Source organism: Desulfuromusa ferrireducens (assembly GCF_055389805.1).
The window spans coordinates 3,572,933-3,594,768 of record NZ_AP042415.1 but is presented as its reverse complement, the minus strand read 5'-3'; the positions used below and the strand labels follow the sequence as shown (position 1 = coordinate 3,594,768).

The window sequence follows — 21,836 nt, the reverse complement described above, 5'->3', positions numbered from 1 at the left end:
ATCCTATGAAAGTGACCGTGACTCGAGGTGGCCGGCAGACGGGAGAGCAGGATCCCGCTCTGCAAAAGCAGGCCATTGAAAAGGAGCTGCTTCGTTTGGGGCAATCTGAATCGTTAACTGTATTTAGTGCCTTGGGGGAAATCCTTCGCCAGCAAATCCCGGCAAACTTTTTAGCAGCGATCAGCATCAAACAGATCGCCAGTGACTTGTGTCAGGCCGGTCATTTTCTTTTGCAGCGCGACTCTAAAATCAAGGTCGCTCTGCAGCCTCAGGATAAACCCGGGCATTATTATCTCTTTAGTAACTCGCCTGATGCGAATCATATCTTCTCCTCCATTCAGGAGTTTCTGCATCGCAGATCACTGCATTTTCGTGTCATCTGCCACCCGATTATCTCTACCAAACGGATCGATGGCGTTCTGCAGCATGTAGAAGAGGGTAACCAGGATCTCAATCAGGAGTCTTTTCTCTGGCTCGAACTTGAGCAATTTCCGAAGCGACTTATTGACGAGATGTTACACGGTGTCGAGAAGATTATTGACGCTGCTTTAACGGTCAGCCAATATCGGCGCAGAACGATTCAGAAAATCAACCAACTTGCCCAGATTCCCAATCTGCACAAATTTGCCGATTTGTTCTTTTGGTTGCAGGAAGATAATTTTATTCCGGTCGCCAGTCGCTGTTATCTTTATAGCAAAATCGGTAGTGAGCACGAGGTTGTCGAGCTTAAAGAAGAATCTCTCGGCTTACAAGAAGTCTACGATCATCCCTTTGATGTCCATATGCAGCCGGTTGATCTGGTGGTCCCGTCTGTGACCAACATGCATGGCCATGGTAGCGATGTCGCGCTGGAAAAAACCGAACTGCGCTGCCCGTTGCATCGTTTTGAGCGATTATCCTATCTCGGATTTCGTCAACCGCTGGAAAATGGTGATTATTACGAACATGCATTTTGGGGGTTTTATACTCAGCAAAGTGTGGATGTGAGCACTTCGTCTATCCCGGCGCTTCGAGAGCGGATCGAGACCGCGCAGAAGCAACTTAATATCCCGCACGACAGTCATAATTATCGAAAAACCATTCAGATTATTAATACCTTTCCTAAAATCGAACTGTTTCTGATGGCGGATAGCGAGCTGCGGCGGATGATCCGTTCTTTTACCCAGATGCATCGACAGGCTGGGGTTAAGGTGGTGGTTGCGCCAAGTCTTTCGGAATCGGGTTTAACTCTGTTGCTGACGATGCCGAAAGAGTTTTACGCGGCAGAGAAAATCAGCCGAATGGAAAACTACATCAAGCGCTATTTCAGGGCTTGTGCTGTTGAATCACGTCTGATTCACTTGTCGTCTGATTATCTGAGTCTGCACGTCAATCTACGCATCCAGCGTAAGAAAGTCGTTATTGACCTGCTTCAGTTGGAACAGGGGCTGACCCGCTTAACTCTGCCCTGGACCCTGAAATTCAGGGATTTGCTGGAAAAAAACTATGCGGCCGATTCCTTCGATATCTGGGAACGCTATATAAAGACATTCAGCAAGGATTATCGCTCGCGGACCCATCCGCGTTTTGCTGTGCGGGATGTGCGGAATGTTGAACAGTTACTGCGTGAAGAGCAGGATTCTTTCGATATCTGGGGACCTTTCCATGAGCAGGACGATTTTTATCGACTGCAGTATTACAGTCTGCAGGAAAGCTATCTGAATGATTTGATGCCGTTTTTAGAGAACCTCGATCTGTGTGTTATCGAAGAGGTCGATTTTTCTCTCAACGTCAGTGATGAACGTGTCTTTATTAAGAGCTTTGCCATCCGCCCCAATACTGTCGGATCGATTCCCTTTAGCGAGTTAAAGGAGCTGTTGGTCGAAGCCTTGTTGGTGATGCAGTCCCAGGGGGTAGAAAATGACTACCTGCACCGACTCTTGCCGATAACCGGTTTGTCCTGGAAGGAAATCGACGTTTTTCGCGGCTACCGTAATTATTATTTCCAGCTCGGCTGTCCCTTTACCAAGCGGCGGGTCGCCTTTGCGCTGATCAATAATGCCAACGTCGCCTTATTGCTTTATCGCTATTTTGAAGGACGCTTCAAGCCGAACGATGCCTGGTCGGATCAGATGACCCGCGAAATAGATGTCCTCTCCCCGATCCGTCAGGATTTAGCCGCTGCGCTCGAAGAGGTCGCCGATCCCAACGAGGATCGAATTTTACGTACCCTGTTTAACCTGATGGATTCGACTGTCCGGACCAATTTTTACTTACGTTATCAGCAGGAAGATTATTTTTTCTCCTTTAAAATCAGCTCGCTAGGTGTGCTTGAGATGCCATCGCCGCGGCCGTTGTATGAAGTTTATGTGCACTCCGCAACCATGGAAGGGGTTCATTTGCGTGGCGGCAAGGTCGCTCGCGGCGGTATCCGTTGGTCGGACCGTCCCGATGATTTCCGTACCGAGGTGCTCGGCCTGGTCAAGGCACAGATGACGAAGAATGCCGTCATCGTTCCGGTTGGTTCCAAGGGGGGCTTTGTTACCAAGAGGAAGAGTTCCGATCGTGAGATCATGGGCGATATTGTCAAAGATGCCTATCAAACCCTGATGCGTGGTTTGCTTGATCTGACCGATACCCGCACCAGTGAAGGGGTCGTGCAGCCGCAAGGGGTGATTGCTTATGACGATCAGGACCCCTATTTGGTGGTTGCGGCCGATAAGGGCACGGCGCATCTCTCTGATACCGCCAATGCGGTGAGCGAATCGTACAACTACTGGTTGGGCGATGCCTTCGCCAGTGGCGGTTCGCATGGCTACGATCACAAGGAACTTGGGATTACCGCCCGCGGTGCCTGGGAGAGCGTTAAGCGCTTATTCCGCGAGATGGATCACAATATCCAGGAGCAACCCTTTACCGTTGTTGGTATCGGCGATATGAGCGGAGACGTCTTCGGTAACGGGATGCTGTTATCGCGAAAAATCAAACTTCTCGCTGCCTTTGATCATCGCCACATCTTTCTCGATCCTGACCCCGACACCGAAGGTTCATTTCAAGAGCGTGAAAGATTGTTCAATTTGCCGCGTTCCAACTGGGAAGATTATAACCCTGAATTGATTTCGGTCGGTGGCGGGATTTATTCACGCCAGCTCAAAGAAATCCCTCTGTCGCCACAGGTAGCGAAGTGGCTCGGCGTCAAGAATAAGACCATCGATGTTCCTGGCCTGATCAAGCTGTTGCTTAAAGCGCAGGCTGATCTGCTGTGGAATGGCGGCATCGGCACCTACGTGAAGGCGACCACTGAATCGAACGAAGAGGCCGGTGACCGTGCTAACGATACCGTACGTATCGATGCCACGGAGTTGCAGGCCAAGGTCATCGGGGAGGGTGGCAACCTGGGGATGACCCAGCTTGCGCGGATTGAGTACGCTAAAAACGGAGGCCGTCTGAATACCGATGCCATCGACAATTCAGCCGGTGTTGATAGTTCTGACCATGAGGTTAATCTGAAAATTCTGCTGCAGGTGCTACGTCAAGAGGGGCTGGTCAAGGATCTCGAGCAGGGGTATCAATTACTCGACGAAATGGAGGGAACCGTCTGTCAGGACGTGCTACGCAACAACTATACGCAGACCCTGTCGATCTCTCTCGATGAAGTCCGCTGCCAAACCGATGTTGAGCCTTACCTGGAATTGATTGATCGCTTGGGACGATCCGGTTTGCTCGATCGCCGCGATGAGTACCTGCCTGCCCGTAAAGAGGTTTCTGCACGGCAGCCGAACAGCCTCTTGCGGCCGGAACTCTCTGTGCTGTTGGCATATAGTAAAATGTTCCTTTATCGGGCGTTGCTCGATACCGAACTGGCGGATAATAAGATTGTCAATGATCTGCTGCTCGATTATTTCCCGCAGCAGGTTATCGATCGCTACCCTGATTCTTTGCAGCGCCACCCGTTGGCCAAAGAGATCACTGCGACCATGTTGACCAACCGTGTTGTCGATCAGGCCGGGAGTACTTTTTGCCAAACCATGAGCCGGTTGACCGGACGCAGCCAGGTGACGGTTGCCAATTTTTATCTGGTTTTCGATTCAATCCTCGGGGGGCATGATCTCCGGCAGTCGGTGTTTGCTCAGGATTGCAAGATGCCGACGGTGATTCAGTATGGGCTGTTGCTGAAGCTTGAGGAAGTGCTCGCTTCCTTCTGTGCTTACGCTCTTAATAATGGCATGGAACTCCCTGCCGGCGAAGCCGATTTGCAGCGGGTAAAGGATCAGCTGCTGCAATATTCTCAGCTCTTGCCTGCGGTGCTCCCAGCAGCTACCTGGCAGCTCTGCCAGGATAAAAGAGATCAACTGATGGCTGATGGTTTGTCGGCAGAGATGGCGTTGAAGTTTGCCGAGCTAAATTTTCTTGCGGACTTTTTGCCTTTGATTCTCATCGCGCAGGTTTCAAATCAAAACCTCGAAGATTTGGCGCGGATGCGGGTCTTGGTCGAAGAGAAAATTTCTGGAGAGGAAATCATGCAGATGCTAGAGCATGTTCCGGTGCGTGATCGTTGGGACCGCCAAGCCAAGGAATCTTTACTCGGTTCATTGCATGCTGTTATGGTTCGTATCGTTCAGCAGGTTGCCGTTGATAATGCTACAGATCCGCGGCGCTTTTTCGCTCAGCGGCGTCAAAAGTTAAGGACTTTCGAAGGTCTACGGCAGTCTCTGGCTGGGGAGATGCCGCGTAATTTCCACCCCTTTACCGTCTTGTTGCGTTCACTGGAGAATTTCCTCGCCGGTTAGTCTTTCGTCGGTAAAACAGCTAAGCATAAATTGCGGGGTAGGCGAGAAGGTCGTCTGCCCCGTCACTATTTGGGAGGTGTTAGCCATGCAAAAAAGACAACTTGGTCCCTGCGTTACCTTTTTCCCGCAACCGACAACCATCATCACCTCAATTGATGACAACAACTCAACCAATCTGATGACGGCATCCTGGGTCGGGATTGTCAGTAAAACGCCACCGACGATCGCGGTCTCGTTGAACAAAGGCCGACAGACCTACGAGAATATTTGTCAAAATCGAGAGTTTGTCGTCAACATGGTGCCCGCCTCTTTGGCGGTAGAAGCTGATTACTGCGGTATTCGCAGCGGTCGCAATGAGAATAAGCTGGATACTTCCGGTTTAACCCTTGAACCAGCACAAATGGTTAAGGTTCCGCTGCTGGCTGAATCACCATTGAATGTCGAATGTCGTCTGGTGCAAGAGATTGAGTTGGGCGACTACCGTCTGCTGCTGGGAGAAATTGTGCAAATTCATGCGGCAGAAACGGCATTTGATGAGGCTGGCGAAATGGATGCCCGGCGCTTTGATCCGCTCGTCTACCTTGGTGGCGTCCGGCAGTACTGGGATCTAGGAAATCTACGTGCTCTGGCTTATAGTGACGGCAAGCGGCTCCTGTCTGATAGCTAACTTTCAGCTTTCATGAGAAAATGTTCTGCAGTGTTGAAAAGGAGCTAGACAAGTAAAACTCTGCAATGATATACAGTAAACGCTTTATTACAGGTGGCCCGGGACATGTACCGGAGCCGTTTAGCCTGTATGCTCTTTATACATACCGCCTGGATCTGCATAGACCGGGACGGAAGGTGCTAGTTTCCACTCAAGAGGCTTTGTGCTTCTGTTTTATAAATGCCTTTCGTTCGCTGCGAAGGGCTTTTTTTGTTTAAAAGCTGAGGGACTACTGGTGAACAAGCGAAAAACAATACTTGATATCAGCGCCATGAAGCACCAACAGGAAAAAATTTCGGTGCTGACGGCCTATGATTATCCTTTTGCAAAATTGATGGATAGCGCCGGAATTGACATCATACTGGTCGGTGATTCGGTCGGTTCGGTTTTTTCCGGATACGACAACACCTTGCCGGTGACTATGGATGAGATGGTCTATCATACCCGGGCTGTGGTACGCGGGAGTGAACAGGCGGTTATCGTCACAGATATGCCGTTTATGTCCTATCAGGTCAGTGTTACCGATGCACGTCTGAATGCCGGTCGCTTGATCAAGGACGCCGGTGCGCATGCGGTCAAACTCGAAGGTGGCGAACATATGGCCGAAACTATCCGCGCGATTGTCGATATCGACATTCCGGTGATGGGACATATCGGTCTGACGCCGCAGTCGATCCATCGTATGGGTGGCTTTAAGGTGCAGGGGCGCCAAGATGAACAGGCCCGCAAAATTATTGCTGACGCCAAGGCGGTTGAACAGGCCGGGGCGTTTGCTATTGTCCTGGAGGGGATCCCGCGCGACCTGGCTAAAGAGGTGACGGCTGCGGTTGATATTCCGACCATCGGTATCGGTGCCGGAGTTGATTGTGACGGCCAGGTGTTGGTGATTCACGATATCCTTGGCCTCTGTGATAAGTACTCGCCGAAATTCGTCAAGCGCTTCGCCGACGTTTCGGGGGCAATTTCGCAGGGTATCAGTGACTACATTTCAGAGGTCAAAGGCGGAGATTTTCCGACCATTGACCATTCCTTTAAATAGCACTATGCAAACCATAACTTCAGTTGGCGAGATGCAGCAACGCTCCCTGACCGCCCGTGCGGCAGGGCAGCGGATATCTTTTGTTCCTACGATGGGCTTTCTTCATCAGGGCCATCTGTCGCTGCTCGAAGAGGGCCGCAAACGCGGCGACCTGCTGGTGCTGTCGATCTTTGTTAATCCGACCCAGTTCGGGCAGGGCGAGGACTTTGAGGATTACCCCCGTGATCTGCAGCTTGACAGTCAACTCGCCGAAAAAGCCGGGGTTGATATCATTTTTGCTCCGACCGCCAGCGACATGTACCCGCGTGGCTATGCCACCTATGTCGATGTTGAGGGCATCACCGAGGTCCTTTGTGGCGCCAGTCGACCAGGACATTTTCGTGGTGTGACGACGGTGGTGACAAAACTGTTCAATATCGTCCAACCGCATGTCGCGCTGTTTGGCAACAAGGATTTCCAACAGTTGGCGGTGATCCGGCGCATGACCCTCGATCAGAATATGCCGGTCGAAATTGTCGGTCTGCCGATTTATCGTGAAGACGATGGCCTGGCGATGAGCTCGCGCAATGTCTTTCTCAGCGAAGACCACCGTCAGCAGGCCCTGAGCCTGTCCCGCTCGCTTGCAGAAGCAAAGCGGCTTGCCGCTGCGGGAGTTGTTGCTAGCGCTAAAATTATGACTGCGGTCAAACAAGAAGTTTCTGCACAGCCAGACGCCAGAATTGATTACCTGAAAATTTGCCACCAGTTAACATTGACGGAACAGGCCAAGGTTGATGCCGATTCGGTTCTGTTGCTGGCGGTTTTTTTCGACAAGACCCGCTTGATCGACAACAGCTTTTTGCTGGATTGATTTTTTAAGTGTTGTAAACGGTGACTCTTTCACGCCTACGGTGACCCTATGACGAAGAAAGAAATGGCCCAGGCCAACCTTGAGAACCTCTATCGCATCTTTACCGTTCCGGAAGCTCCCGATTCGACCCTGGGGTCGATCGATCAAGCTATCTCCGATAACGTAACCGGTTTTTTGCAGGAGCATGTTGTTGCTCTTGAACGTGAATTGGAGGAAATCGAAAAGGATTTCGCCGATCCGCGGATTCCCGAAGAGCCGACCTTCGTCTCCGAATATACCGAATTCGTTAAACAGAAACTGGTTGCCCAGTCGGTTCACACCGCCGCACCGACCTTTATCGGCCATATGACCTCGGCGCTGCCATATTTTATGCTGCCTCTGTCGCGAATTATGACCGCCCTGAATCAGAATCTGGTCAAGGTGGAAACATCCAAAGCCTTTACGCCGCTGGAACGACAGGTGCTGGCGATGCTGCATCGCCTGGTTTACAACCAGAGCGATGATTTCTACCCGCAATGGATTCACAAAAGCCAATATGCCTTGGGCGCCTTCTGCTCCGGTGGCACCATCGCCAATATCACCGCCTTGTGGGTCGCGCGCAACCGTCTCTGTGCCCCCCAGGGTAATTTCAAGGGGATTGCCCAGGAAGGGCTACTGAAGGCTCTGCAGCATCTGGACTGCAACGGTCTTGCCGTGCTGGTGTCACGGCGTGGCCATTATTCCCTTGGTAAAGCGGCAGATCTGCTCGGCATTGGTCGGGATAATCTGGTTCTGGTTGATACCGACGCGCACAATCGCATCGATATGGCGCACTTGAAACAAGAGTATGCCCGTCTGCAAGAAGAGGGCATCCGGCCGCTGGCGCTCGTCGGAATCGCCGGCACCACCGAAACCGGTAATATCGATCCGCTCGACGAGATGGCTGATTTTGCCGCTGAAGTCGGCTGCCATTTCCACGTCGATGCCGCCTGGGGCGGACCGACGCTGTTTTCCGAGACGCACCGCCCGCTGCTGCGCGGCATCGAACGGGCCGACTCCGTGACTATCGATGCGCACAAACAACTCTACGTACCGATGGGGGCCGGGATGGTGGTCTTCAAAGATCCGACAGCCCTCTCCTCTATCGAACATCATGCCGCTTATATCCTGCGCCACGGCTCCAAGGACTTGGGGAGTCACACCCTGGAAGGCTCACGCCCCGGTAAGGCGCTGCTGGTGCATGCCGGCCTTTCGATCATCGGTCGCAAAGGTTACGAGTTGCTGATCGATATGGGAATTGAGCGGGCCAGGCAGTTTGCCGAAAAGGTCCGCCAACACCCCGACTTTGAGTTGATGACCGAACCGGAGCTGAATATCATGACCTATCGCTATAATCCTGCCTGGTTGCAGGACGCGATGGCGCATGGCACTGCCGAGCAGGTCGAACAGGCCAATATTCTGCTTGATCAGGTGACTCGGCTGGTGCAGAAATCGCAGCGTGAAGCCGGGCAAACATTTGTTTCGCGCACCCGCTTGCGGGCAATCCATTACAATACTCAAACACTGACGGTGTTTCGGGTCGTATTGGCGAATCCTCTGACCACCGAGGATATTTTGACTGCGGTCCTGGAAGAGCAATGTGCTATTATCCAGCAGGTTGATATTCTGGTCCTGATGGCGGCGCTCAAGCTGATTTTTAGTGAGATCGACGATTGTAGCTGCCTGGCGTGTTAGTTTTTAACAGGTAATAGATTTGGTCCGTATTTATAGCGCAAAGTATTTATTTTTAGGTGACGCCCCGCCCATTATTGGTGGGGCGTTGCTCGCTGTGGATGGAAATATCTCCGCAATTGGAACTCTGGCTGAACTCAAGCGCTCCAATCCCGCCGTTGATATCGTTACTTTCCCCGATGCCATTTTGACGCCATTGCTGGTCAACGCCCATACCCATCTGGAGTTAACTGATTTTCCGCAGTGGGCAGCGGATGCCGGGGAGTTGGCGGATCCGGATAGTTTTGTTGATTGGATTTTGCGCCTGATCCGGGTTAAACGATCGCTACATGCAAAACAGTACAGCCTTTCTGTGGCCAACGGAATAGAGCGATCGATCGCCGCCGGAACTGGTGCTGTTGGCGACATCCTTTCGCAGTACCCCAGCCGCAAGGCCTATTGTGGCACGACCATCCAGGGGGTCCTGTTTCTGGAAAGTCTTGGCCAGGATCCGGCGATCATCCATAAAATTAAACGAGAATTGCGAACGGTTCTGGCGGAAGGGCAGGTCGGACAGGTCCGTTTGGGGCTGTCGCCGCATTCGCCGTACAGTATCAGCGCAGCCTACCTGAGTGATATCTATCTGAAATGTCAGCAGGAAAAGCTGCCGTGCACGACACACTTGGCTGAATCGCCATCCGAGGTGGAATTTGTCGCCCACAGCAGCGGAGAGTTGGCGACCAGTTTTTATCCACGGGTCGGCTGGAAATATCTGCTACCGCAAGCCTCCGGATGCCAGCCGGCAGAGTATCTGCGAAAGCATAATGGCCTGTTCCCCGGCAACTTGCTGGTTCACGGTGTGCAGTTAACTGCGTCTGAGATCGATCTGCTTGCCGCTGCGCAGATGCATCTGGTGCTCTGTCCCCGCTCCAATGCCCGCCTCAAGGTCGGCAAGGCGCCGATTGCAGAACTGCTCGCCGCCGGGGTCAAGCTCGCCATCGGCACCGACAGCCTCGCCAGCAATGACAGCCTGTCGGTCTGGGATGAGCTGGCCTTTGCCCACCAATGGTTTGCCGGCCTGCTGGATGCGCCGACCCTGTTACGGATGGCCATCCAGGGGGGAGCAGATGCCCTGGGCGTTGCTGATCGGTTGGGGAACTTAGCGGTGGGCAAGTCGGCCAGCTTTCAGCTATTGCAGCCGGCCGCCGCTGTTGCGGAAAGCGAACTTTTTGATTATCTGGTTGCCTCCGGCTGTACAGAAGATATCGTTCAGGTTTATCATCAGGGCAGTGCCCAGTTGTCTGGACTTCACTGACAATTTTAACTGAGACACTGTGGCTGACAGGCCGAGGGACGGAATGATCGAAGAATACGGGACAGTTGTTGAGCTTAAAGGCCGAGAGATCGCAGTTGTGATCTGTAAACGCAACAGCGCTTGCGATCATTGCCCGTCCAGCGGTTCCTGTAATGTTGGCGATGACAGCGAGTCGATGCTGGTCGACTCATTTAATGCCATCGGCGCCAACGTCGGCGACCGGGTTAAGGTTGCGACCAGCACCAAACATTTCCTCCAGTCCTCGTTTATGCTTTACATTGTGCCTATAATCGGGTTATTGATCGGGGCCTTGATCGGCCAAACGATCGGGGAAAATAGCGAGTTTGGAATCGATCCTTCATTATTGTCGGCCCTTATGGCGGTCGTTTTTTTGATCGGAACTTTTCTCAGTATTAAAATCGGAACGCGCACTATAAAGCGCGAAGTCTTCATGCCGCGGATCATAGCAATCCAGTCGCGGCCGGACACGCAAGCGGACGCACTGCAACATGGTCATTAAAATCGTCGCCACCAACAAGAAGGCCTATCATGAGTACTATATCGATGATACCTTCGAGGCCGGTATCGTACTCACCGGAACCGAAGTTAAATCGATTCGTTCCGGCCATGTGACCCTGAAGGAGGCGTTCTGCCGCATCAGGGGTGGTGAACTGTTTATCAATAACATGAACATCAGCCCCTACGATTTTGGTAATCGCGAGAACCACGAACCAACCCGCGAGCGCAAGTTGCTATTACATCATACCGAGATTGATAAGCTGATCCGCCTGACCGAGCAAAAAGGGATGACGATGGTCCCGACCAAGATCTATTTTAAGAAGAACTACGTCAAGCTTGAGATCGGAGTCGGACGGGGTAAGAATCTGCACGACAAACGTCATACGTTAAAGAATAAAGAGGCCGATCGTGAAATGGCCCAGGCGTTGAAAAACTCATTCCGATAGCTTGGCAAGGCTGTGTGAATGTGAGACAATGGTTCAGGAAGTAATTCCTAAATAGTTGATAACCAGCAACTTTAAAGAATTGGGGGTGTCAAGGTTTCGACGGGGGACGGAAACGAAGTGCCGCATGCCGGAGTGGGCTGGCTCCGTAACAAGCCCAACTTAACTAAACGCAGACACTGACGTTAGTTACGCACTAGCAGCTTAACGCTGTTACGTCTTGCCATTCATCGCCTGTGTGGGTGGAGAGACGTTAATTTAGCAGGCTAGTTTCAGAGAGTGTCTGTGGCTCTGTTGCGAAACTTAAGCAGACTCGCCTGATAAAGATCCTGTCTATGGGAGCTTGATTCGGTTAATTTAAATCATAGACTACGCATGTAGAAGCCTTACGTGGAAAGCTTTCGGACGCGGGTTCGATTCCCGCCACCTCCACCATCAAAACCCCAGCAATAACAACTACTTAGCTGTTATTGCTGGGTCTCTTTCGCTGTGGCTTTCGCTAAGATATTTTTAATAATATCTTAGCGAAAGTTGTTTTTAAGCCAGAAAGTCCTTCCCAAAATAGGCAAGAATCTTCTTTTTGTCCTGCTCAAGCCCATCCCTGTATTGACCATAAACTTCGTAGACCATCTTTCTTGATCCATGTCCCATTAGTGAGACTACGCGATCAATGTTCATACCGATTGTTAGTGCCCATGCCGCGAAAGTATGACGTGTCGAATATGGGGTCTTGTAATCAACCCCGGCTTTCTTTAAAGCTGGTATCCAGTAATTTTTTCTGAATGTACCTTCCTTAAATTCTATGCCTGTTTTGGTTCTGAACGGGTAGCTCCCAGCTGATAGCAGTTTCGCTGCATTGATACGTGTTCGTATCGCATTAGTAAGTGGGAGCCTACGGTAGCGATACTTATTTTTCAGGCTGTTTTTTTCGCGCCCTTTCGAAATAGAGTTACGAACCAATAGATGTTCGTTCTTGATATCAATAGTGCGAAGCCCAGCTACTTCAGATGCTATCGTTCCAGTCATAATCATGTACTCCGCTGTGGGCTGATAGTGAGGGTCCATATTTTTGATAACTTCAATCCACTCATCAAATCGAAATACCTTGATCATCTCATCAAATTCATCGAGAGCTGGCTCTGGGTCTTGTGGCATGAATTCGTCTAAATTTCGAAAGGGGTTTCGAGGTTCCCATTGATACTCATCACAAGCGGATTCCCATATGTTGCTAAGAGGCGTCAGGATATTTCGAATAGTTTTTTTAGTGAGCGATGTCACGATGTTAGGCCCATTTTCATGATTTAATTGGCGGATAAACTTTCCAATCTCATTGCGGTTGATTTCCTTAAATGTCTTGTTTCCGAAATAAGGAAGAATTTTTCCATTCACCCTGCCGCTGTGATCTTCTTGTTTCCCTTCAGAAGTTGCGTTTACGAGAATGTTTTCCAACCAGTATCTTGCATAGTCGCCAAAGATGACATTCTGAGGTTCAGAATTGTATATCTGACCTTCTAGGTTTGTGAATTTTTCCTTCTCTTTTTCAGTTGCTCCGGGAAACGCTACCGCAAACTCAAAAATACCGTCTTCAATTTTTTGGATGAACCGATCTAGTTGCAAGCGGCCTCTACGTCGATTGGCTGGAGTGTCAGGAAGTCGGGTTGATTTTTCGATCCGATGTCCATTGTAGTAGAAGTCGAAGTAAAGATTTTTTGAGTTCTTCTTCTTGGTTATGCTTCCTGATTCTTTTGGTTCATCGTAATTTACAATTTTTCCTTTTTTCATACACTTATCCTCTTCTTTTCATGGATTACCTCCCTTCTGTTCGTGTTCTATCCGTAACAGAAGGGTAGGTTAGGTCTCAGGGAAAATCAATAGTCCCAGTTGATTGCGGATTGATTGTTTTGCTGTTTTTTGATTAATTTTGGTGTTACAGGCTTGTGTTGCTTTGGTTCTGGTAGTGGGGGAGGTGTCTCATCAATGTTATCTTCGAGTAACTGTTCAACTGCTCTTTTCCAATTGATTCTAAGTACTCTGTTGATTTTGATGTAATGCTTGCCCTGTATCAGCTTCTTGTTTTTTATCCATGTAAAAGTAGTTGTTCTACTGATACCCATTCTTTTTGAAAATTCTTCAATTGTTAACATTTCTTCTGTCTTTTCTTTTTCCATCTTCTAACTCCTTTTTATGTTTAGGAGTTTGTTGACGGTGATGTAGAAAAAGGACATTTCTGCCAGTTTTCTCCCAAGAGTTCGCCTCAGCGAACTTTTAACTACTTGAAAATAGGTAAATGTTGTGGTTAATTTATTTATCTGGAGGGTTAATCTATTGAGAAAAGGAAAACACATTGGCGACTATCACAGAATTAGCAGCGGAGATCGTAGCTTCACATGCATCTTCAACATCAATGTCAAAAGAGGAGCTTATTGCTGAGCTTCAAGAGGTGCACGCAGCATTGGCTGCTATGGAAAAAGGGGAGGCTGTCCCTACTGCTGAAGATGCTGTTGTGGTTGCAGATGCTCCAGCTATTTCAATGCGTAAGGCTTTTGGTAAAAAACAGATTTTCTGCATGGTCTGTGGCAAACCGTTTACAACTCTGAAGCGTCACTTGAAAGCAGCACATGAAATGACCCCAAAAGAGTATTGTATAAAGTTTGGTATTAAAGCAGGTACTAAGCTGGCTTCTAAGGATTATTCTGAATCGCGTAGGAAGATGGCTATAGAGAAAGATCTTGGTGCTGGCTTAGCTAAAGCAAGAGCTGCTCGCGGCCAGAAAAAGTAATACTTGATCGATAATGGATAATTTAAGGCTCTTGGCTTCGCGCTGAGGGCCTTTTTTTTAGGTTCTTCGGGATTCGTGTGGAAAGCTGATTAGATGCGAGGGCGCGACACTACTTTAAAAAATTAAACATACTGTTGGAATCTGTCATGTTGATTTCAATTATATCCTATGGATAATTGAGACCCATTAAGGCACAACTTGTGAGAAGCATGAAGTTCAGCTTTGCTGGCCTAATGACAATCGTCAAAACTTCATAGTTTTGAGATAGCGTGACGCTGCGATCAAATTCTTGACTTAATGAGCATATTTGACCACTCTTGACTGATGAATTGATATCGTGCTGAAGGGGTGGATAGCGTGAGTAAAGTTCAGTAATAAACCAAAGTCATTTTTCCAACTTAATTTGGGAAATAGCTTTTTCTGTTTTGGTTCAGAAGTGTCTAGAAAAAGAGTGGAGATTCAAACTGACCTATTGGGTGTGAAGTTTTCTGAAAGAGGGGTTCTATGGCCGAAGAAGAAACAGCGTGCAACGATAAACCACACGATCAGGGCTCCAGGATAAGCAAAACAGCTTTAGCTATTATTAGTGCAATTATAATTGCCGCGTGTTCAGGGATCATCGGTTACTACCAGGGGGTTTCTACTCAAATCAGCATAGATGATCATCGAAACAAGCAAATGGTCTATAGCAAGTTAATGGGCCATAAAATGATAATCAATCAATTTTATGATTCCCTCATGCTTGCCAACCTGCATATTGATTACCACCTCTACTTATGGCGGCTAAATGGCAGCCAGGAGGGGACAATAAATCAAAAAGAACTTGTCCGGTATATGAACCAGGCCGCAGAATTATCCATTCACCTGGCTAGAGAAAAGCAGTTGTTGTTTGAAACGATCGGGATGGTTAATACTATATTTAAACGAACGGAAAAATTATCTGAGTTGTCACGATATATTTACGATATGAGGTCCATTGAGACCCCGTACTTCAAGGAGGGTATTACCAAGGAAGAACTCAAAAACAGGCTATGGGAAAAGTATAATAAAGCAAAAATTTTCTCAGCATCGTATGTTAAAAAATTGATTGATCCAATGGCTAATTATATTGAAACACAGCTTGAATAATTCCTGGCTTTGGCCGGGGCTTCTTCCTTTTTGCGTCTCGTAGTCGTAACAAAATGAAGCCCCGGTCATAGCTGGGGCTTCTTCGTCTTTGGTGTCTCGTATGTAGTGACTTAAATCTCACTCCTCCATTTTGAAACAGTAGGATTGGCCCTTTCGCCCTGTTGTAATTTCAGCAGCTTAGCGGAAGGGCCTTTTTGATACGGACTTACGAGACAGTCTGGTTGAAAATAGCCGTGTTATTCAAATTTGATAGGAGGTTGGACGGACAGATCTGGTGATGATTTTGATCTGGCTAGCTTCCAAATTGGCCAATCTAGACGATCGGCCGTCGATCATCTCCATACTTATGAGACACCAATCCCCAAGGCCTTGAAAGGGTCACCACATTTCCGGCAAAGCTTGATCGTATCTGCTTAATCCGGTAATCTACGTTGAATTAATGGATTGGCCGGAGGGGGCACGTCTGTTTCTCTCGAACATCCCCCTAAATATCGTTAGTACACCACTTTCCGCAGGCGTTCTGCGGCTATTACACTTTTGCTTGGAGGGTTCCATGAAGAAGATTCTTGTTCTGTTTGTACTGCTGGCGCTGATTTGCGCTCCTGCGTTCGCGCAAGACCCGGCTGTGTCTGCCATTAACGGCAAGGTCGAAGCATTGGGCGGAAGCTTTGACGGTGAAGAAGGCAAGGCTGCTGCGGGTAGCTTGACGATTCCGTTGGGTGAGCGATTCGGCGTTCAGTTTGATGGAGCCTTTGGCGAGATTGACGATGATGAGGTCAAGGGTGGCGGCATTCACCTGTTTACTCGTGACCCTGAACTCTACCTGCTGGGCCTGACCGGTGTTTATGCCGAGCTGGAAAACGTGCAGCTTGAGCGTTACGGCATTGAAGCTGAAGCCTACATGGATCAGTTCACTCTCGCTGTCAACGGTGGTCTTCAGGACGGTGATGTTGATGACTCGGTTTTCGGCAGTCTCGATCTGCGCTACTACCCGATGGACAACTTGATGGTTGAAGCTGGCGGTAGCATTGCCGACACCGATGATGGCAAAGTCCACCTCGGCGCTGAATATCAGGTGATGGCCGGTCTGGCTGTATTTGCCGATCTGGCGACCGGTGAGAATGATTATGAACACGCCATGGGCGGTATCCGCTATTACATCGGTGGTGAGAAATCACTGGTCAAACGGCATCGGGAAGACGATCCGGTTAATTCGGTGATTGGTAGTGTGATTGGCGGCGGTGGTGCCGGTTTCTAACGGCGGCGCAGGCGGCGATCAAGGCAATGATTAACGGTCCCCTCCTATAGAGCGGATTGGATTGACAAATATAGCCCTGCAGCGTTGCTGCGGGGCTTATTCGTTTCTGGTATCTCAAATATTGTGACTTAATCTCATGGCCCCCGACTTTTGGAACGTCAAATTGGCCCTTTCGCTTTGCTGCATTTTCAGCAGTTTAGCGGAGGGGCCATTTAGCAACGGACTTTCGAGACAATCTGGATGGGAATAGCTGATTGTTTTCGGCAGGGTAGGCTTATACCGGTGTCGCTCCAGAAGAGATTTTGCACTATCTGGCTCCCAAATCAACAGATCCACTCGGTCTGCTGTCGATCAATTCCATACATTTGAGACGGCTGTTACTGGAAGTGGCGATATTCAGAACATGCTCACCTGGCCGACATTCTGACCGTCAAAACAATACTGAACAACTTACAGAACACTTTCGTCGGGGCGAGGTTTTCGGGCAGAAATCGGCCTGTTCGATGTCTGATAAGTCGACACTAGCAGGAATCAGGGATGGCGGTTGTCGGTCAAAACTTACTAGTTCTGAAAAGCGGCCCTATTCAGACAAAAATCTTTTTCAAAAGTGATTGGTGCAGTCAGGGACCACAGTCAAGTTGCGTTTGAACCAGATTTGCCCATTCACCCATGGATGCATCATAGAGTCGATGGTGCGTAAAACCGAGCAACTCCAGCACAAAGTTACAAAAGGCCGCCCGGTTGCCAGATTGGCAATAGGTTATGATTGTCTTGTCGCGTCTTAACCCCAATTTGGCCAGTAACTGTTCCAATTCGGTCAGAGGTTTGAGGAAACGCGGATCGCCTTCGTGCGCCGGTTCGGTCAACAGATCAGTCCATACGAGATTAAGCGCACCAGGAACATGGCCCTGTCGCAGGTTATCTGTTTGCTCATCACCGTTATATTCTCCCTCGCGGCGAGTGTCCCAAATCTGAACTCCGGGGTTGCCATATATGTGCACTAATTCTTCCAAACCAATAAAATGTGTCGAATGAGGTTCGACAACGATGTCGCTGCCAACAACAGGAATGTCCAATCGACTTGAGACTGGCCGTCCCTGTGCCAACCAGCCACGCCAACTGCCATCCAGAATGCTGATATTATTCAGCCCAAAGTACCGGCAAACGCACCAAAAACGTGCCGAGAAAAGTCCATAATAGTCATCGTAGATAACATAATGATTATCACTTTGCAGACCTAGGCGGTGACATAGTTCTGAAAACGCAACAGGGTCCATGACATGTTGTGAACGCTCGCCATCAGCAGAATCTTTTTTCAGGTAGGGGTGGCAAGTGACGCAGAAGGCCCCGCTGATGTGGGCTTTGGAGTAAGCATCAGCAACCCAGGCATTCTCGATGACCTCAATCTCCGGGGAGGCGAGATTATCGTCAAGCCATTGCGGGCCAACCAATAGAGGATATTTCATATCAGCCCTGAAAAAATATGCAGAGTTCTTTTTAGCTGCCCATAACAATCGAACGTCTTGAAAAATCCAATATTTGATCTACTCAGGCAACTCTTCACCAGAGCCGCCAGCTTCAGCAGGTAAATCTTTAAATTTTGGCAAACCATCTTTCATCATTTGAACTGCTTCTTGATAATGTACGTGGAAACTAGGGGTAAAAGAAAAATCCCTGATAAGCGCCGCCGGTACGTCGACAACCCCCATGGTTGGATGCTCGATAAAGACATGACCGCCGCAGGTCTTGCACCACTTGCGCACACTCGTTCCAGCTTCGTTATTTGCCGCTGCAAACTTATCAAAGGAGCCGATACTATCTGCACCTTTGGTGAGCTTGAAACTCTCTGGTTGCCATAAAGTGAAAGCGTTGACCAAACCGGCAGACCAGTGTCGACAGGAATCGCAGTGACAATAGCCCATCACCTCGGGATCGCCACTTACGGCGAACTCAACGGCTCCGCAAAAACAACTGCCACTGTAACTTGCTACTTGAGTCATGATGATCTCCTGATACCGAAAAGATTCTATGAAATAGGCTTATCTGTAAATCTCACTGGTGATTGAGGACTGTTATTGACGTGTAACGTAAAAATGTCGGGACGCGAATAATGTCCGGCAATGTCCAGCGCCCGTTTTGCACTTGCGGCTTTTTCCAGATTGATCTCACTGTGCAAAATACCAGTTTCTTTGTTCAACGGTCCGGCGACGATCTCCCCACCGGGAGCAATAACGACTGAGTCACCGGGATTTACCCATTCTTCAGCGTCAGGGTAGAGGCGGGATTTTTCAGGGAAATCATCTGGTAAATCTTTGCCTTGCAGAAGGTTCCCACAACCAATGACCCAACAGCGCCCTTCGCGGGCAATATGTTGCAAGCTGCCAATCCAGCCGTCACCACTGTCATAAGTCGGTGCGATGTAGATCTCCACACCCTGTGAATACAAGGCATATCTGGCCAGCGGCATGTAATTCTCCCAGCACAGCAAGGTGCCAATTCGGCCGGCCGGTGTTTCGACCACTTTTAGTCCGGTAGCATCACCGAACCCCCAGACCATCCTCTCCGGATTGGTTGGCATCAACTTGCGATGCTTGTTTAATAACTGCCCATTCGGACCGATGATAATGACGCTATTGTAAAGTGTCGCTCGACTCAGTTGGCTGTCCCTTTCCTCTATGCCACAAACAACTGTGACCTTGTGCTTTCGTGCTGCCTCGTAAAGGGGAGTCAGGTCCTCTGAGTCAGTACGAACCGCGTTGTTTAGCAGGCGTTCGTGTAATTCCTCCGAAAGACCCCAGTCACCACCTGGTTTCAATCGCCATATCCAGGTGGGATAGCCCGGAACGAAGGCTTCCGTAAAAATGATCAGATCGGCCTCACCGATAACCGCCTCTTCAATCAGATCGACAGCCAAAGCAATCGTCTTATGCTTGTCGAGGAATACCGGCGGACTTTGTATGACAGCAAGTTTTGTCATTTGCGTCTCCAGAACTTTAATCAGTGAGCCTTAAACAAAAAAACCGAACTCACCGTAGAATTTAATATCCTTCGGCAGCTCGGCTATCTTGCAGGTTAAGGGGAAAGATCCGTAGCTTTCAGTCCCTGTTTCTCAACAGGTTTAGCTTTTCGTGGACTCTTCAAGGTAATGCTATCAGCAATAGGTGGTCGGTCAAGTCATCAATCATTGATATGTGTTTTCCCCTAAGCCTAATCTTCAGGAAACAGACTATATCGTTTAGATTTGGGTTAACTAGTAATGTCAGATAGGTTTCGACATTACGGGGAAAAGATGGCCAATGGATTTCATCAAATCTGCAATAAAGGACACCCTTAATGCTGATTCGCAAAATTTAGCGGTTGTGACTGGCAACCGGAGTAACCGGTAAAGATTTTTGCTTCGTTTTCAAATATCAGGTCAAAATGGATTTCCATATATCTAAAGGACTTTTGCCGGGGCGCTGACTGTCCGATAAGTCACCCTCTATAGAACGCGAAAAGCCCACAATTACCATTTCGTGGGCTTTTCTTGGAATAGGGTATTAATCGAACACTTTTTACTGGAAGTGGCCACTCCCAGTAAAATCTAACTGATCAATGCCACATTCAAGCACGCGGGGAGTATCCGACCCTGAATCCGTTTGATAAATTGCACAATAAATGAATCGCCACGGAAAGTTTCGATGCAATGTTGTTAGGTGCGTGTCAGAGGAAAGTACCTCTCTCAGGGGCTAACTGTGCGACTTTCAACCTTGTGGATAATCAGACGATCGCCTGGATGTAGAGGGCTGTTGAGGTCGATGCGGTTCCATATCAGGATCGCGGCCAAAGGTACCCGAAATTGTTCGGCAATGGTCGAGAGGTTATCGCCAGGTTGAACGATGTAGATCCGCTCCTGCCTCTGTTGACTCCATTCGTGGTGCCCCTGTTTGAAACGCTTTTGAAATCCCAGGGGCGTGTTTTCGGGGACGGCTAATGTGTAGGTTCCCGCCGCCAGATAATGACCGCGCAATTCAGGGTTCAAATCCTTGATCCGCTTATAATCGGTTTTCGCTGCCTGCGCCACCACTGTCAGACTGGTCTCCTCATAGCAGGTCAATTCGACGGTGGTAAACCTGATGGGAGGATAATAATCATTGTCCTGCAAGTGAAAGCCGTAACGCTCTGGCTGAGTCAGGATCAGTTTGGCCGAAAGAACTCGAAATAGGTAACGCTGGGTTTCCAACGGTAAGTAAAGACGATAAAAGTTGCTGACACCCTGAGCCAGGATTTCCGCCTGCAGACCCTCCTCCCCCATGTTGTATGCCGCTGCCGCTAGACTCCAGGACCCAAATTTTCCGAAAAGCTCTGAAAAATAAGTCAGTGCAGCCTTAGTAGAAGCAGTCAGGTTTCTTCGATGATCGATGGACTCGTCGACGATCAAGCCGTAACGACGCCCGGTTTCAGGTAAAAACTGCCAGAAGCCGATAGCGCCCTTGGGTGAACCGACATGTGGACGCAAGGCACTTTCAGCCAGTGCGATATACTTCAGGTCATCGGGCAGCCCAGCCTGGGAAAGCATCGCTTCGATAACAGGTAAATAGCGGGTGGAGCGCTTCAGCCACAAAACCGCCTGATCCCGATCCCAGAGAGATATCAGGAGTTCCTTCTCCATACGTTCCCGCACGTCGGGATCTTCCAGCGGGATAGCCTCGCCGCAAAATGTCAGTGATTGCTTCAGGCGGAGGCTTTCTATTAATGGCGGGATTGCCTCGTCCCTGTCTGCGGCGAGTGTCGGCCCGCTGAAAAACAGACCGGCCATCAGCCACCCTATGACCCATAAACGACAGAACATGGTTCTCCTTAAATCAAGCTGCTCAGAAAGAAAACTATAGTATAGACTTTTTAGGAAGACATTACAGAGGAAGGCCCGCAAGAGGGGGCTTAAATAAATGTTCAAATTTTATAAGTATTGACCGGCAACAGTCTGATTCCTACAAGTGTCGACCTGTGTCGGGCAGAGAACGAAGCTCATTTCAGCCCGAAAACTCCGACGGTTACTGGAAATCGCGATTTACAGTAACCCTCGATCTGTCCAACATCCTGACCCATAAAACAACGGTTCTATCCACCAAACAAAGGTTGTAACTAAAGAGTTCTCAGCAAAGCGCCGTTACAAGCGGATTCCTGGGTAGCGCAATTTGCTGACCATCATTTTCGATTGAAAAGTGGCTTTCTCTTAGATTTCGGGGCATTGAAGCTGAATCACCTTTTTTTCGTGGATAGGTCCGTAAAACAATACAGGGCAACTTCCAGGACAAATTCGTCAGGTCGAAGTTGTCGAGCTGAAATGAGGCTCGTTCAC

Annotated in this window: 17 protein-coding genes, 1 other RNA gene and 1 riboswitch; of the genes, 12 read left to right on the top strand and 6 right to left on the bottom strand. The window is 49.2% G+C overall.

Features of this window, described 5'->3' with window-relative positions:
- The first annotated feature begins 5 nt into the window (after positions 1-5).
- The 9 genes from ACZ5PT_RS16020 (at position 6) to ssrA (ending at position 11,765) form a co-directional block, all read left to right on the top strand.
- The gene (locus ACZ5PT_RS16020; protein WP_464264029.1) at positions 6-4,769 is read left to right on the top strand and encodes an NAD-glutamate dehydrogenase domain-containing protein; all 4,764 of its coding nucleotides are present in this window, start codon (positions 6-8) and stop codon (positions 4,767-4,769) included.
- 85 nt (positions 4,770-4,854) lie between these two features.
- Positions 4,855-5,436 carry a flavin reductase family protein gene (locus ACZ5PT_RS16015; protein WP_464264028.1) on the top strand — a complete coding sequence of 194 codons (582 nt, stop codon included), beginning with the start codon at positions 4,855-4,857 and terminating at the stop codon, positions 5,434-5,436.
- 274 nt (positions 5,437-5,710) lie between these two features.
- Complete coding sequence (gene panB, locus ACZ5PT_RS16010) at positions 5,711-6,514, top strand: 3-methyl-2-oxobutanoate hydroxymethyltransferase (RefSeq protein WP_464264027.1); 804 nt, start codon at positions 5,711-5,713, stop codon at positions 6,512-6,514.
- A gap of 4 nt (positions 6,515-6,518) precedes the next feature.
- Entirely contained in the window at positions 6,519-7,364 is an 846-nt protein-coding gene (panC, locus tag ACZ5PT_RS16005; protein WP_464264026.1) for a pantoate--beta-alanine ligase, read from the top strand.
- Positions 7,365-7,412: 48 nt separating this feature from the next.
- Positions 7,413-9,077 (top strand): pyridoxal-dependent aspartate 1-decarboxylase PanP, encoded by a 1,665-nt coding sequence (panP, locus tag ACZ5PT_RS16000; RefSeq protein WP_464264025.1) that lies wholly within the window; start codon positions 7,413-7,415, stop codon positions 9,075-9,077.
- Between the two features lie 19 nt (positions 9,078-9,096).
- The gene (locus ACZ5PT_RS15995) at positions 9,097-10,368 is read left to right on the top strand and encodes an amidohydrolase family protein (protein ID WP_464264024.1); all 1,272 of its coding nucleotides are present in this window, start codon (positions 9,097-9,099) and stop codon (positions 10,366-10,368) included.
- 43 nt (positions 10,369-10,411) lie between these two features.
- A complete protein-coding gene (locus tag ACZ5PT_RS15990) occupies positions 10,412-10,888 on the top strand; it encodes a SoxR reducing system RseC family protein (RefSeq protein ID WP_464264023.1) in 477 nt (158 codons plus the stop codon).
- Positions 10,878-11,333: an SsrA-binding protein SmpB gene (smpB, locus tag ACZ5PT_RS15985; RefSeq protein WP_464264022.1), complete on the top strand. Its 456-nt coding sequence runs from the start codon at positions 10,878-10,880 to the stop codon at positions 11,331-11,333. The genes ACZ5PT_RS15990 and smpB overlap by 11 nt, the downstream gene beginning before the upstream one ends.
- Before the next feature lie 81 nt (positions 11,334-11,414).
- Positions 11,415-11,765, top strand: a transfer-messenger RNA (tmRNA) gene (ssrA, locus tag ACZ5PT_RS15980).
- A gap of 102 nt (positions 11,766-11,867) precedes the next feature.
- Here the strand turns inward: ssrA and ACZ5PT_RS15975 are convergent.
- Entirely contained in the window at positions 11,868-13,112 is a 1,245-nt protein-coding gene (locus ACZ5PT_RS15975; RefSeq protein ID WP_464264021.1) for an Arm DNA-binding domain-containing protein, read from the bottom strand.
- Positions 13,113-13,198: 86 nt separating this feature from the next.
- The gene (locus ACZ5PT_RS15970; RefSeq protein ID WP_464264020.1) at positions 13,199-13,498 is read right to left on the bottom strand and encodes a helix-turn-helix domain-containing protein; all 300 of its coding nucleotides are present in this window, start codon (positions 13,496-13,498) and stop codon (positions 13,199-13,201) included.
- Between the two features lie 176 nt (positions 13,499-13,674).
- Between ACZ5PT_RS15970 and ACZ5PT_RS15965 the strand changes: the two genes are divergently transcribed.
- From ACZ5PT_RS15965 to ACZ5PT_RS15955, 3 genes are all read left to right on the top strand, one after another.
- Entirely contained in the window at positions 13,675-14,109 is a 435-nt protein-coding gene (locus ACZ5PT_RS15965; RefSeq protein WP_464264019.1) for a Ros/MucR family transcriptional regulator, read from the top strand.
- Positions 14,110-14,613: 504 nt separating this feature from the next.
- Positions 14,614-15,237, top strand: coding sequence for a hypothetical protein (locus tag ACZ5PT_RS15960; RefSeq protein WP_464264018.1), 624 nt, complete (start codon positions 14,614-14,616; stop codon positions 15,235-15,237).
- A 553-nt stretch (positions 15,238-15,790) separates the two neighbouring features.
- Positions 15,791-16,495 carry a hypothetical protein gene (locus ACZ5PT_RS15955; protein WP_464264017.1) on the top strand — a complete coding sequence of 235 codons (705 nt, stop codon included), beginning with the start codon at positions 15,791-15,793 and terminating at the stop codon, positions 16,493-16,495.
- A 620-nt stretch (positions 16,496-17,115) separates the two neighbouring features.
- Here ACZ5PT_RS15955 and ACZ5PT_RS15950 read toward each other — a convergent pair.
- From ACZ5PT_RS15950 to ACZ5PT_RS15935, 4 genes are all read right to left on the bottom strand, one after another.
- Positions 17,116-17,961, bottom strand: a complete 846-nt coding sequence (locus ACZ5PT_RS15950) for a sulfurtransferase (protein WP_464264016.1) — start codon at positions 17,959-17,961, stop codon at positions 17,116-17,118.
- A gap of 78 nt (positions 17,962-18,039) precedes the next feature.
- Positions 18,040-18,495 carry a GFA family protein gene (locus tag ACZ5PT_RS15945; protein WP_464264015.1) on the bottom strand — a complete coding sequence of 152 codons (456 nt, stop codon included), beginning with the start codon at positions 18,493-18,495 and terminating at the stop codon, positions 18,040-18,042.
- A 26-nt stretch (positions 18,496-18,521) separates the two neighbouring features.
- The gene (locus ACZ5PT_RS15940; RefSeq protein ID WP_464264014.1) at positions 18,522-19,472 is read right to left on the bottom strand and encodes a carbon-nitrogen hydrolase family protein; all 951 of its coding nucleotides are present in this window, start codon (positions 19,470-19,472) and stop codon (positions 18,522-18,524) included.
- Between the two features lie 70 nt (positions 19,473-19,542).
- A riboswitch (cyclic di-GMP riboswitch) is annotated at positions 19,543-19,628 on the bottom strand.
- 588 nt (positions 19,629-20,216) lie between these two features.
- Complete coding sequence (locus tag ACZ5PT_RS15935) at positions 20,217-21,293, bottom strand: lytic transglycosylase domain-containing protein (protein ID WP_464264013.1); 1,077 nt, start codon at positions 21,291-21,293, stop codon at positions 20,217-20,219.
- Positions 21,294-21,836 lie beyond the last annotated feature (543 nt).